Origin of the sequence: Fusibacter bizertensis (assembly GCF_029914245.1) — a bacterium.
In the GTDB taxonomy this organism is placed as follows: domain Bacteria; phylum Bacillota; class Clostridia; order Peptostreptococcales; family Acidaminobacteraceae; genus Fusibacter_C; species Fusibacter_C bizertensis.
In genome coordinates this window covers 19,400-33,229 of the sequence record NZ_JARYZI010000004.1, presented here as the reverse complement: position 1 = coordinate 33,229, position 13,830 = coordinate 19,400, and the positions used below count along the sequence as shown (strand labels likewise).

General features: G+C 35.5%; 14 protein-coding genes. All 14 read left to right on the top strand.

Annotation, left to right across the window (positions count from 1 at the left end; translation table 11 throughout):
- Positions 1 to 8 precede the first annotated feature (8 nt).
- The 14 genes from QE109_RS07075 (at position 9) to QE109_RS07010 (ending at position 13,804) form a co-directional block, all read left to right on the top strand.
- Positions 9 to 1,346 (top strand): ABC transporter permease, encoded by a 1,338-nt coding sequence (locus tag QE109_RS07075; RefSeq protein WP_281093732.1) that lies wholly within the window; start codon positions 9 to 11, stop codon positions 1,344 to 1,346.
- A complete protein-coding gene (locus QE109_RS07070) occupies positions 1,324 to 2,499 on the top strand; it encodes an ABC transporter permease (RefSeq protein WP_281093731.1) in 1,176 nt (391 codons plus the stop codon). The genes QE109_RS07075 and QE109_RS07070 overlap by 23 nt, the downstream gene beginning before the upstream one ends.
- Positions 2,500 to 2,707: 208 nt before the next feature.
- Positions 2,708 to 3,100 carry an ArsR/SmtB family transcription factor gene (locus QE109_RS07065; RefSeq protein ID WP_281093730.1) on the top strand — a complete coding sequence of 131 codons (393 nt, stop codon included), beginning with the start codon at positions 2,708 to 2,710 and terminating at the stop codon, positions 3,098 to 3,100.
- Complete coding sequence (arsB, locus tag QE109_RS07060; protein WP_281093729.1) at positions 3,093 to 4,160, top strand: ACR3 family arsenite efflux transporter; 1,068 nt, start codon at positions 3,093 to 3,095, stop codon at positions 4,158 to 4,160. The genes QE109_RS07065 and arsB overlap by 8 nt, the downstream gene beginning before the upstream one ends.
- A gap of 69 nt (positions 4,161 to 4,229) precedes the next feature.
- Positions 4,230 to 4,640, top strand: a complete 411-nt coding sequence (locus tag QE109_RS07055) for an arsenate reductase ArsC (protein WP_281093727.1) — start codon at positions 4,230 to 4,232, stop codon at positions 4,638 to 4,640.
- Positions 4,641 to 4,715: 75 nt separating this feature from the next.
- Positions 4,716 to 5,114: a secondary thiamine-phosphate synthase enzyme YjbQ gene (locus tag QE109_RS07050; protein ID WP_281093726.1), complete on the top strand. Its 399-nt coding sequence runs from the start codon at positions 4,716 to 4,718 to the stop codon at positions 5,112 to 5,114.
- A gap of 124 nt (positions 5,115 to 5,238) precedes the next feature.
- A complete protein-coding gene (locus tag QE109_RS07045; protein WP_281094037.1) occupies positions 5,239 to 7,935 on the top strand; it encodes a sigma-54-dependent transcriptional regulator in 2,697 nt (898 codons plus the stop codon).
- 312 nt (positions 7,936 to 8,247) lie between these two features.
- Complete coding sequence (locus QE109_RS07040; RefSeq protein ID WP_425365111.1) at positions 8,248 to 8,505, top strand: HPr family phosphocarrier protein; 258 nt, start codon at positions 8,248 to 8,250, stop codon at positions 8,503 to 8,505.
- 8 nt (positions 8,506 to 8,513) lie between these two features.
- On the top strand, positions 8,514 to 9,404 hold the full coding sequence (locus QE109_RS07035; RefSeq protein WP_281093724.1) for an N-acetylglucosamine kinase: 891 nt from the start codon (positions 8,514 to 8,516) through the stop codon (positions 9,402 to 9,404).
- A 13-nt stretch (positions 9,405 to 9,417) separates the two neighbouring features.
- Positions 9,418 to 9,717, top strand: coding sequence for a PTS sugar transporter subunit IIB (locus tag QE109_RS07030; protein WP_281093723.1), 300 nt, complete (start codon positions 9,418 to 9,420; stop codon positions 9,715 to 9,717).
- A gap of 84 nt (positions 9,718 to 9,801) precedes the next feature.
- Positions 9,802 to 11,085, top strand: a complete 1,284-nt coding sequence (locus tag QE109_RS07025; protein WP_281093722.1) for a PTS sugar transporter subunit IIC — start codon at positions 9,802 to 9,804, stop codon at positions 11,083 to 11,085.
- Between the two features lie 77 nt (positions 11,086 to 11,162).
- The gene (locus QE109_RS07020) at positions 11,163 to 11,474 is read left to right on the top strand and encodes a PTS lactose/cellobiose transporter subunit IIA (protein WP_281093721.1); all 312 of its coding nucleotides are present in this window, start codon (positions 11,163 to 11,165) and stop codon (positions 11,472 to 11,474) included.
- A gap of 9 nt (positions 11,475 to 11,483) precedes the next feature.
- Positions 11,484 to 12,572: a DUF871 domain-containing protein gene (locus QE109_RS07015; RefSeq protein WP_281093720.1), complete on the top strand. Its 1,089-nt coding sequence runs from the start codon at positions 11,484 to 11,486 to the stop codon at positions 12,570 to 12,572.
- A gap of 74 nt (positions 12,573 to 12,646) precedes the next feature.
- The gene (locus QE109_RS07010; RefSeq protein ID WP_281093719.1) at positions 12,647 to 13,804 is read left to right on the top strand and encodes an MFS transporter; all 1,158 of its coding nucleotides are present in this window, start codon (positions 12,647 to 12,649) and stop codon (positions 13,802 to 13,804) included.
- The last annotated feature ends 26 nt before the right edge of the window (positions 13,805 to 13,830 follow it).

Below are 13,830 nucleotides of genomic sequence, written 5' to 3'. Positions count from 1 at the left end.
AGCACAAGATGCTATTGAAACTTTATATAAAAGATTTAAAAGTGATTCTTTCAGACAAGAAGGGACTGATGATCTTTGTTCTTATGCCTATGATCTTAACGACAATACTGAGCTTTGCTCTATCGGGATCTTTTGGAGAGCCTGGGAAAATGGACAGAATTCCTGTGGCGATTGTTTCGCTTTATGATAAAGCATCAGAATCAAAAGCGTATATGGAAACAGCTGCTCAATATATGGGAGATAATGCTCAGACACTAAAAAATTCCATGGATGAGTCACTTGATTTTGAGGCTATATTTTTTGATACTTTTCTAGGAAACTCAGAAATTCAGTCTATATTAGAAGTTATGAAGATGAGCGAAGCAGATGCCATGGCTGCACTTGAGGATGGTAGAGTTAAAGTGGCTGTTATATTACCCGAAGGGTTTATATATGATCAACTTGTTAATTTTACTTTACCTAATAGAAACAATATTGATGTTAAGGTTATTCAGCACCCAGACTACTCTTATTCTGGAGATATTGTAGAAAGTATCGTTGGAAGTTACTTTGATACACTTAATAAGCAAATTGTAAGTAAAAATACGTACCTTGAAGCTGGCGCGGTATACCTTGATAGGGATGCGCTGTTTAGTGGCATGTCAGAGATTCTCGCTCAAGATAATAACAGTAGTCGCGAAGTTGTAAATATCTTGACGATACCAGGGAAAAGGCTAATCAATAGCTTCACCTATTATTCGATAGGGATGATGGGAATGTTTATCTTGTATAGCGCAGGTTATATGGGGCGTGAACTTTTGAGAGAGAAAAGGATGCTCACATTAGACCGTGGTGTTGTGTCAGGCGTACATTATGGTAAAGTTTTAGCGAGTAAATTCATGATGACTTTAACTGTTTGTTTTGTTCAAATGAGTGTTTTAATTTTATATGCCACTTTGATTCTTGGTGTAGGCTGGAACAACCCTATCAAAATTATTGTGGGTATTTTTTTCTCGGCTATGGCTGTGAGTGGTGTTGGTGTCTTTATCAGTGCCATTACACTTACTGCAGATAACTATAGGGTTGCCAATATTTTTGAAAATCTATTGATTCACTTATTTGCTTTGATCGGTGGAAGCTACATTCCACTTGATGTATTGCCAAAGATTTTTCTAAGTATAAAATACTTTGCATTAAACGGAATTGTACTTGATTTATTTATCAATATTTATCAAAACGAAGGCTGGCAAAAATTAAGTTTTTACTTTGGATTTTTAGTTGCCATAACAGTAGTATTTACAACAATTGCAGCGATAATTATCAGAAGAAAGGAGGCAGCGACATATGAAGGCTTTATTGAAGCTTAAACTTAGGTTGATGAAAGATAATAAAACACTGTATGTGATTATGATTGCAATGAGTTTGATTCTTTCAGCAGTATTTGGGAATTCCATGACTGGAAGCTATCAGCCGACAATTGTAGTTGTTGATGAAGATCAAAGTATAGAAGCCTCTGATCTAATTGCAAAGCTATCTTCTGAATATAACTTTAATGTAAAGCTTAAATCCTATGATGAAGCGATGGATGATGTGATGAACCGTAATGCACTTTCAACAGTAGTCATAAAGGAGAACTTTTATGAAATTAAAAGTGGAATAGAAGTAATACAACTTAGAGAGACGGTTGAAAGTTTTCAACTTTCTAATTTACTGGAAAACGAAGTCAATTTAATCAAAAATATGAAACAACTTACGGATAAGACCATTGCACTTGTAAATGCTCAAGGTACTGAGTTTGATCAAAATAAACTTAGCGCTGATATCAAGACTGTATTTGTTGAACAATGGGAAACAAAAAAACCAATTAGGATGGTATCAGAGATTTTTAGTACAAATGAGGCGAAATTTTCTGGTTTAAATATACATTATATAGTTGGGATGACCTTATTTTTTGTAACATATTCTTTGATGTTTACTGTGGGTGATATTTTAGAGGATAAAAGACTTCACACACTTGATCGCATGATGGTTTCTCCTTCAACCAGGATGGATGTGCTTTGGTCAAACTTAATAAGTGCTATGGTTATTGGGACGTTACAGATTATAGTTATGGTATTTGCAGGACAATTTTTATTTGGAATTGACTGGGGGAACAATCTACTATTGGTCATAGGTTTAGGAGTACTATACATCTTTGTCATGACAGCTCTAAGTTTATTCGTGGTGAGCTTGATGAAAACCATGGCACAATTAAGCGCTGTTTCACCTATTGTACTGACTGGTATGGGAATGTTAGGCGGTTGTATGTGGCCTCTTGAGATTATTACTTCCAAACCTCTTTTAATGCTTGCAAATATTACGCCTCACAAATGGGCGATATCCGCAATAGAAGGTGTTGTCATTCACGGTAAAGTTGATAGTAGCACTTTGATTTCAGTGGTTGTACTTTTGAGTATGGGTATTGGTTATTTAATTCTTGGAGAACGTGTACTCTACTTGAAGTCGCTAAAAGACAATTAACAAAATAATTATTTTTAAATAAGTTTGAAAGCATCTTCATTTGAGACTGAATTAAGCAGTGATTAAATGAAGGTGTTTTTATTTGCCCGAAAGACAGAATTCTAATGTGATAAGAACCATCCTTGACAAGTACAAAGAAAATGGTATTATATGAGTATATTCGAATATTGGAATATAGTTTGCATATTGTTGAATAGGAGGCCAGTAAATGGTAGAAATTTTTAAAGCATTGGCTGATGAAAATCGATTAAGGGTTTTTATCATACTACTCTATGATGAATTATGCGTTTGTGAACTAGAAGTGATCTTAAATTTGTCACAGTCAAATGTTTCTAAGCACCTGTCTAAACTAAGAGCGGCTGGCATCATTGAAAGTCAAAAAGATGCACAATGGGTTCACTACAAAGTTTCCGAGGCGTTTAAGATGGAACAGCCTGAGCTCGTTAAAGCACTTGAAAAAAGCATACTGGCTAACATCGAGGCTATGGATGATCTTAGAAGACTTAAGAGGTATCGCGAGGCAGCACTTAATTGTCAAGAGATTAATAAAGATCGAGCACATGTGATAGAGACTATAAATAAGGAGTGGATATATGAGTAAAGACAAAGTTGATATGCGATTTTTTGAAAAATATTTATCGGTCTGGGTTGCAATTTGCATTGTTATGGGGATTGCGATTGGAAAATTCTTACCAATCATACCAGAAACACTGGGAAAATTTGAATATGCCAATGTATCAATACCAGTTGCGATTCTGATTTGGTTGATGATTTATCCAATGATGCTAAAGGTGGATTTTAGCAGTATATTGAATGCAACAAAGAAGCCAAAAGGTCTTGCGATAACCTGTACCACCAACTGGCTAATTAAACCATTTACCATGTATTTAATTGCTTTTCTATTTTTTAAGATTGTATTTAAAGTTTGGATCAGTGATGAACTTTCAGATGCTTATCTTGCAGGTGCTGTTTTACTTGGCGCTGCGCCTTGTACTGCTATGGTTTTTGTCTGGAGTCATTTAACCAAAGGTGATGCAGCTTATACGGTTGTACAAGTAGCAATTAACGATTTGATTTTGCTGGTTGCATTTGCACCTATTGTGGCTTTCCTTTTAGGTGTAAGCAATGTTATTGTTCCTTATGATACTCTCTTATTGTCTGTTTTTCTTTTTGTTGTGATTCCGTTAGTTGGAAGTTATATAAGCCGTAAAGTGATTATATCTCAAAAAGGTGAGGTCTATTTTAATGACGTTTTTTTGAAAAAATTTGATAAGACTACCATTGCAGGCCTTTTATTAACACTTGTAATAATATTTTCATTTCAAGGAAAGATCATCCTTGAAAATCCGTTTCATATATTACTCATTGCAGTACCACTAGTGATTCAAACTTTTTTGATCTTCTTCTTTGCTTATGGTTGGGCAAAACTGTGGAAGTTACCACATAATATTGCAGCACCAGCGGCGATGATTGGCGCAAGTAATTTTTTTGAACTTGCTGTAGCAGTTGCAATATCATTATTTGGTCTTCAATCAGGTGCAACACTAGCTACCGTAGTAGGTGTCCTAGTAGAAGTGCCCGTGATGCTGATATTGGTCAATATTGCTAACAAAACACCAAATTGGTTTAGAAAAAGTACTACTTCATCAACACAACGTTAGATTGTTAAATTTAAAGGGTAGAAGGGTATTTTAGTAAAATATATTTTAATTATAAATTAGGAGGAAACAATGAAATATAAAGTTGCTTTTGTATGTGTGCATAATTCTTGTAGAAGTCAGATGGCAGAAGGCTGGGCTAAAAAATTAGGCGGAGAGATTTTTGAGGTATATTCTGCTGGAACTGAGAATTATCCAGAGGTGAAACCGCTTGCTGTTGCTGTTATGGAAGAAGCTGGTGTAGATATGAGTGAACACCACCCTAAGTTATTGTCTGATATTCCAGAAACTTTAGACTTGCTCATCACAATGGGCTGCAATGTCGTCTGCCCTTTTGTTCCAAATCAACACTTTGAAGATTGGGGCCTAGATGATCCATCAGGTGGACCTATAGAAGATTTTAGAGTGACGAGAGATTTGATTAAAGAGAAAGTTCTTCAGTTAATATCACGTGTGCAATCAGGTGATATTGAATTGAAATAACCTCAAAAATGTTTAAAGTCTGCTGAAAATAGTATATATGAAATAAGAAGCAAACTGTTGAATGGAGGGGTGACTATGTTTAGGACAATTCATGTAAAAACCAGCGAAAAATATCAAATGATTGAGATTTTAGAAGAAATAAAAAAAATAGTTCTTGAAAGTGGTGTTTTGTATGGGATTGTCTGTGTACATGTACCACATACAACTGCTGCGCTGACACTAAATAAAAATTATGATCCAGTAGTTGCTGATGATATCATAAACAAGATGAATGCGCTTGTCCCTAAAGAGGGCGACTATAAAGATATAGAAGGCAATAGTGCTGCACATATAAAAACTTCTATGTTTGGAAATACTGAAACGCTCATAGTAGAAAATGGTCGTATCGAGCTAGGGATGTTTCAATCACTCTATTTATGTGAGTTTGATGGACCTAGAAAACGCAATATTAACATCAAGATTATAGCGGGTTAAGTTTATTGACGTCCACTCTCAGCTTATGTTACCATGAGCTGAGAGTTTTTTTTATGTGCGCTAGGCAGCATTAAGATGAATTTACAGAACGCGAGTTTTACTTAGATGAGGAGTGTATTGTTTGATGAGGAAAATTGACGAAGTCATGAACTGGTTGTTAAGTCATACTGAACAAGAACATACTGCAAAAGAAATTGCAGATGCACTGCAATTAGATCGAACCAATGCCAGCCGATATTTAAACCAACTTCAACTAGAAGGGAAAATAGAAAAACAAAATGGTAGACCCGTTAAATATAAAGTGCTAAAGAATAGTGAATCAAGTAGTACACAACCATCTTTAGATAAAAAATTTTCACTGGATTTTTTGATCGGTGCAGAGAAGAGTTTAAATGTGCCAATCCAGCAAGCAAAAGCAGCTATATTATACCCACCAAGAGGTTTACATACTTTAATATTAGGAGAAACAGGTGTTGGTAAATCGATGTTTGCTGAACTTATGTATCAGTTCGCAAAGGAATCTGGCATGGTGACTTCTAGTGCGCCTTTTGTAAGATTCAATTGTGCAGACTATGCAGAAAATCCACAACTCCTTACTGCTCAAATCTTTGGAGTAAAAAAAGGCGCTTATACAGGTGCTGAAAAAGATCGTGAAGGACTTCTAAGTAAAGCAAATGGCGGTGTGATTTTTCTTGATGAAGTACATCGGCTGTCTCATCAAGGTCAGGAAATGCTATTTACGTTTATTGATAAAGGATACTTTAGACGTTTAGGTGATTCAGAAGATAAAATTATTTCTGAAGTACAAATTATCGCTGCCACAACAGAAGAACCAGAATCTACACTTCTAAAGACTTTTACAAGACGTATTCCTATGACGATTTTACTTCCAGATTTAAAAGAACGAGGATTGAAAGATCGGTATATGTTAATACAAGCATTTATAAAAGAGGAGTCTAAAAGGCTTTCAAAAAGTATTTATATCAATAAAAATGCACTTGAGTCTTTTATGTTGTATGAATGCCCAAGCAATATAGGACAACTTAAAAGTGATATTCAATTGGCTTGTGCCAAGGCATTTTTTAACTATAAATCACAAGGCAAGAGCTATATTTTAATAGAATTAAGTGATTTGCCCCAACAGGTTGGTCGAGGACATCTTCGGATCAAAGAAAATCGTCAAGAGCTTGAAAAACTCATACGGTATCAAGACGATATTTTCAAATTTCATTACGATGAGGATGATACTTATCTCAATGATGAAGATGTAAATGATTCGTATTTTTATGAGCAGATTGAGCATAAATTATCCAAACTTAGGAACGATGGCCTTAATGAACAAGAAATTAATCAAATTATGAGTATGGATATTGAAAAGCATTTTCGACGTTACATCGTTGACCTATCTCCAAAGTTTAGAAAGGATGAAATAGCAAAAGTAGTTGATGTCCAAATTGTGGAATTTACAGATCGTGTGCTAAGTGAAGCTGCTCGAAAATTAAACAAAGAATTTGATGAAAAAATATATTATGGTTTTGCACTTCATCTAAATGGCAGTATAGAAAGACTGAGAAATGGCAAAAAAATTTATCATCCAAAATTAAATCTCATTCGCGTTAATTATCCCGATGAATTTTTAGCTGCAATGGAAATTGCTAAATCAATAGACGAGACCTTTAGTGTGGAAACCCCTCTTGATGAAATAGGTTACTTGGCGATGTTTTTGGCCTCAACACCAAACGAATTGACCGGTGAAAAGGCGGCTAACGTTGCAGTGCTCATCATCATGCATGGTAATTCTACAGCTTCAAGTATGGCACAAGTGGTAAATACTTTAGTGGGAACGACACATTGTCATGCCCTTGATATGCCGCTGAGTATGAAACCACAGAGTATGGTGGAACTTGCAATTGAGAAAGTAAAAGAGATTCATGAAGGTAAAGGTGTGATTCTTCTAGTGGATATGGGGTCGCTGGTTAACTTTTCTGAACTGATCTACGATGACACTGGCATACCATGTAAGACACTTGACTCTGTAAGTACACCTATTGCACTTGAGGCTTGTAGGCGAGCTGTCTTGGGAAGAGAATTATCAGATATCCATAATGCTTGTACTGAGTTAATGGGCAGAAGTACTGCAACAAATCAGATCAATGATATCAGAAAGCGAAACCTTATTATCACGGTTTGCTTTACTGGAGAAGGTGCAAGTGAAAGATTAAAAGATATTATTAGCCATAAATTAGAACTTGGTGCCTCGTTTGAAGTTGTTCCTATGAACATCCTTAACAGAAAGGATTTTGCTCATTCTATCGTTCAATATAGGCAAACTCATGAGATATTAGCGATTGTTGGAACTGTTGATATAGAAGAACAAGGCATTCCATTTATATCTGCTGTTGATATTTTAGCAGGTGACGGAATTGATAGGTTGAAGAAATTAGTATCTCATCAAGATGAGTACATCAAGATAGGCGAATCGCTTTCTGAACATATTAAATCGGTAGATGCAAAAGTGCTAATTTCATATGTTAGACAGTTTATAGTAGATTCTGAACGTATGCTGAAAGTTAGCTTGCCTGATGATGTAAAAGTTGGCATTGCCCTTCATCTAAGTTTTTTAGTAGATCATATAAAGCAAGGTATTTCTCATAAAGACAAAGGGGAACTTGAGGATTATATAGCTAAGAACAGCAGAGAAATGGCCTTGATTAAGCAACAATTGAAATCAATTGAACACATTTTCAAAATATTTTTTTCTCAAAGTGACATCGCTTATCTTACAAAGATGATATTATCCAATCACCAAGACACTGTGTAATAGATACACAGAAACACAAATTTTCGGCACACTTACACACAAAAACCAAACAGTGTAAAAGTGTGTATGCGGTATGACACACTTTTTTAAGAGCATTTAGCATATTATTACAGAAAAAATGACAATTTTAAATAAATGTCATTTTTTTTTATGCATTTTTTGATTTTATTTAGTGCCTCAAAAGGATTAGTTTTGCACAGTTTTCAATACATAGTACAAATTTCATCAGTGTATTAAGTGGTATTTTGGCATAAAAGGACTATACTTTGGCATCAAACATGCATTATATATGCGTGTAAAGGAGGTGTGAGTTTGAAAAATATACAAGTAACAGTACAAAGCGAAACGGGATTGCATGCAAGACCTGCAAGCCAATTTGTCAGTGAAGCTTCAAAATACCTTAGTGACATAAAAATTGAAAAAAACAATAAAACTGTCAATGGGAAAAGTATCATGAATGTTCTTAGCTTATGTGTCAATAACGGCGACCAAATTACAATTATTGCAGACGGAGAAGACGAAGATATCGCAATTCAAGGTGTATTAGCACTTTTTGAGAAAGGGTTATAGGTGATGCTGTGTACTTTGTTGGCATAGACGGCGGTGGAACCAATACAGTAGGTGTAATTGGTGATCAAAGTGGTATAATCGCTCAAAAGATTGTGGGTCCAAGTAATTATCATAATATCGGTATCGACCTGACAAAGAATACGATAGCAGAATTACTCAATCAGTTGCTCAATGAAGTCAATGGTAACTTACATGAAATAGAAGGTATTTGTTTTGGTGGCGCAGGTATTGATACAGCTGTTGATAGTTCTAGAATAAGTGCTCTATTTGATGAGATAGGGTACAACGGAAAGTTATCAGTTATAAATGATGCACTTGTTGCAATGGCAGCAGAGAATGGCTCGCTTACTGGTGGAATTCTCATCAGTGGTACAGGCTCCATAGCTTATGGTGTGGATCTTCAAGGCAATCTACAAAGAGTAGGTGGTTGGGGACATATCGTAGATGATATTGGAAGTGCTTACGCAATTGCAGTCGCAGGTTTAAAAGCAGTTTTAGAAAGCTACGATGGACGTGGAAAACAAACGACACTTTTCAATGCGTTAAAACCTATAATGCAAATTGAGCACGAAGAGGAAATTATAGATTATTTATATGCGTCAAAAAATGGTAAAGATCAAGTTGCTAGACTTGCTAAAGTGATTAGCGAGGAAGCTGCTAGTGATGAGGTTGCATCTGGGATTATCACAAATGCAGCAAGTGATTTGCTTACAAGTATCAAAGCGCTAGAAAAAAAGTGTGGTGTAAAACCGCTGAATATAGTCCTAAGTGGAAGTGTACTTATTAACAATGATCAAATATTTAATTTTTTAAATAGTCATGTACCAAGTCAGATTAAATTAAAACGACTTAACGCTTTACCAGTAAGAGGCGCGTATCTTTTAGCAACACAACTATAGTGAGGAGTGTATTATGAAGAAAATTATGTTGGTCTGTTCTGCAGGGATGTCTACCAGTTTACTAGTTACAAAGATGATGAAGGCAGCAACTGAAAAAGGAATTGAAATCGATATTTTTGCATGTTCTGAGTCAGAAGCAAAGCAAAAATACAATGATGTAGATATTATCCTTTTAGGACCTCAAGTAAGATTTTTGTTATCGAAAATACAAAAATCAGTTGAAGGTAAAAACATACCAGTTGCTGTAATTGACAGCATAGATTATGGGACAATGAACGGTCCTGTAGTTCTTGAAAAAGCTTTAAAATTGTAGACGTACAATTTTAAGATTCTAAAATGGAATCATATAATTTATTAGAAAAGCTGAGCATTTCGAAAAAAAAACAGGGGGTTACACATGAAAAGTATTATGAGATTTCTTGAAAAGTATTTCATACCAGTTGCTGGAAGAATCGGTTCCAACAGACATCTAGTTGCAATCCGAGATGGATTTGTGGCCTTAATGCCGATCCTAATTGCTGGTTCATTTGCAGTTCTAATTAACAATTTACCAATTGATCTTTATCAAGATACTATGTTGTCTATCTTTGGTGATGGATGGAAGAATTTTGGTGGAAATATTTGGTGGGGTGCATTCGCAGTTATTTCACTTTATTTAGTGTTTAGTATCTCATATAACTTAGCAAAGTCATATGAGATTGATGGTTTGTCAGCAGGTATGATTGCTCTTGCATCATTCTTTATCTTAGTTCCTCAAGTGTCGCCAAGTGGTGGATGGGGAGATATCAATTGGTCTTACCTTAACTCAGGTGCAATGTTTGTTGCTTTAATTGTTGCGATTATTTCAACAGAATTATTCGTAAGACTTTTTAGAGTTAAACACTTAGTAATCAAAATGCCAGAAGGCGTTCCGCCAGCTGTTGCAAAATCATTTGCTTCTTTATTTCCAGGTTTAATTGTATTAATTATCTTCTCAATTGCTTCGATGTTAATCGCGAAGATTCCAGATGGCAACTTATTTGTATTCATCAATAGAGTAGTTGCGGCACCGCTTACAAACGTTGCTGATACAATTTGGTCTGCTGTTGTGATTGTATTTATGAACCAAATCCTTTGGTTCTTTGGACTTCATGGCTCTAACATCATCGGTGGTATCATTGAACCAATCTTGCTTCCAATGATTCAAGCAAATATCGACGCTTTCCAAGCGGGTTTAGAACCAACTTATACTGTTACTAAGGTCATGTTAGATACATTTGTTTACATGGGCGGTAGTGGTGCGACATTAGGTCTTATTTTTGCAGCTTTCATCGTTGCAAAAAGAAAAGAACACCGAGAAATTGCAAAATTAAGTATTGGACCAGGTATGTTCAATATTAACGAACCTGTAATTTATGGTTTGCCAATTGTTCTTAATCCATTCTTATTGATACCGTTTATATTAGGACCAATTCTCATGGTTATATTGACTGTAACTTCCATGAAGTTAGGCTTTGTGCCTAAAACGGTAGTCATTGTGCCTTGGACTTTCCCACCAATTATTGGTGCGGCGGTAGCAACTGCATCAATAAGAGGCGGCATACTAGCTGCAATAAATTTAGTGATTGCAACTGCTGTTTACTTGCCATTCATGGGTGCACTTGACAGAAGCAAAACTTTACAAGCTGAGGATCACGAGTAGAATAAAATATATAAACACTGGGTTAGGGAATGATTATTTCATTCTCTAATCTCGGTTATTGAGATAAGGAGCAAATCATGGAAAATATAATCTTAAACTTAATTACAAATAGTGGTGAAGCAAAAAGTTATGCTATGGAGGCAATAGCTTTTGCTAAAGAGCAAAATTTTGAAGCTGCAAATAATGCACTTGAAGCTTCTGGAAAAAGTTTGTCACTGGCACACAAGAGTCAGACGAAACTTATTCAATCTGAAGCCGGTGGTGAGAAAGTCGAGCTTTCTATGTTGTTAGTCCATGCGCAAGATCATCTTATGAATGCAACAACAACTAAAGACCTTGCGACTGAAATGGTACAACTCTATGAAGTTATTTACCAAAAAAATGTATAGAGGTAGAAAATGAAGAGATTAGGTGTTTCAATATATGTAGACCAAGCGCCAAAGCGTGAGATTTTATCATACCTGAGTAAAGCCGCGGCCAATGGTTTTTCGCGTGTCTTCACCTGTTTAATTTCAGCTGCAGGAGAATCAGAAGAATTTTTAGAAGTTTTTAAAGAAGTTACTGCATATGCCGCAAGTTTAGGCATGGAGGTCATTGCTGATGTAGATCCAAGTGTGTTTGAGAAATTAAATATATCAATTACAGATTTATCCTTTTTTAAATCAATTAATTTATCGGGTATTCGTTTGGATTTAGGTTTTTCAGGGCAGGAAGAAGCGTTGATGACTTACAATGAATATGGTATAAAAATTGAATTGAATATGAGTTCTGGGAACCGTTATGTTGAAAATATATTGAGTTACAAGCCAAATGCTGAAAACCTGTATGGTTGTCATAATTTTTATCCGCATGTTTATACCGGAATATCACGCACACATTTTTTAACTTGTTCAGAGCAATTTAGAAAGTTAAATATTAAAACAGCTGCTTTTGTAAGTTCAGAGTCAGCTGAATTTGGACCGTGGCCAGTATCCGAGGGTTTATGCACTCTCGAATCACATAGAACACTACCTATTACAACGCAAGCAAAAGATTTATTTTCTAGCGGACTAATTGATGATGTCATCATCGGTAATATGTTTGCTTCAGATGTTGAACTTGAGGCGCTTGGGAAGTTAGATAGAAATATGCTGTATTTAGAAGTTGAATTTCAAAAAGGAACCACTGAGCTTGAGCGTAAAATAGTATTAGAGGAGCCTCACTTTGTGAGAGGTGACGTCTCGGAATATTTACTCCGTTCAACACAGAGCCGTGTGAAGTATAAGGGCGAGTCATTTCCACCACATGATAATGAGGAGATAAATCCTGGAGATGTCATCGTTGAAAGTGATCTATATAAACGTTACGCAGGTGAATTGCAAATCGCTCTAAAATCTATGAAAAACAGTGGAAAGTCGAATAAAGTTGCAGTGATAAAAAGTCATGAATTATATCTTATTGATACATTATTACCTTGGCAATCTTTTAGATTTATTGAAAAAAAGTAAGGCCACATATTTTTATTTTACAGGCTTAAACATTGTGCTATACTGATGCTTAAGACTATAATATGTGAGGCTTTATGAGAAGATTTAATGTATTTTATTTTGTGTTGTTTTTTACGTGGTCGTCGGCATATACGCTGATTACCCTTTATCTAAATGAAATCGTAGGGCTATCACTTTCAACAATTGGTTTGATTATGTCCGTACTCCCTTTAATCTCGCTTGTTTTCCAACCTATTTGGGGAGCCCTATCTGATTTCACGGGTAAGAGAAAGCGCGTTTTGCAACTGTTGATCATTGTTAATGCAATAATTGCCGGAATTATTACATTGTTTACCAACAGTTATGTAGTCGTTGTGATCTACTTTATGTATCAAATATTTTTATGTGGTCAAAATCCACTTGTCGATTCCATGGCGATACAATATGTTAACAACAATCCCCAAAGCTCCTTTGGTTATATAAGAGTATGGGGCTCTGTGGGATATGCAATAGGTGCTTTTGTCGTTGCTGCCATAGCCAATAAGCTAGGACTTGTTTGGCTTTTTTATATTGCATCTGTTGGTTACATGATCAGTTTTATTTTGACGAGGGGCATCAAAGAAACGCAGATCGTCCATTTGAAAAGTCACTTTGAAGCAGATTTAAAAGCGCTCTTTCGGGAGAAAAAGTACCTTTTCGTACTTTTATATGGTTTCTTAATGATTGGTTCTTTTTTCGGAGCTGATCAATATTTGGGGTTATATATAAGAAGTAATTCGATAGATCTATCTAAATTAGGTCTACTCACTTTTGTTTCTGTTTGTGTTGAAGTTCCTTTGATTTTCAATTCAAGAAGATTAATTCAGAAATTTGGTGTAACACGCTTAATGATTTTCATGAATTCAGTTTCTATTGCTAGGATGTTTCTTTTAAGCTTCAGTAGTACATTTGTATTGTTTGCTGTAGCAGGTGTGATGAGAGGACTGACTGTGGGGATTTTTGTCCCTTTATTTGTTGAACTGATTTGTGAGATAACACCTAAAGCAATTGTAACATCTGCAATTGCCATATACTCAGCAGTTTCATCTGGTGTCGCAAATTTTATTTTCACCCTGCTTGGCGGCTTTATAGCAGATATTTGGGGTTATGATAAATTGTTTATGAGTTATGGCTTGCTAATGCTATTGCCACTATTGTTAGTGATTAAGATGCATCGTACAATTCCGCACACCACTCAAAATAGGATATCTTAGTAAGGTGATTCGTGTATATGAACTTG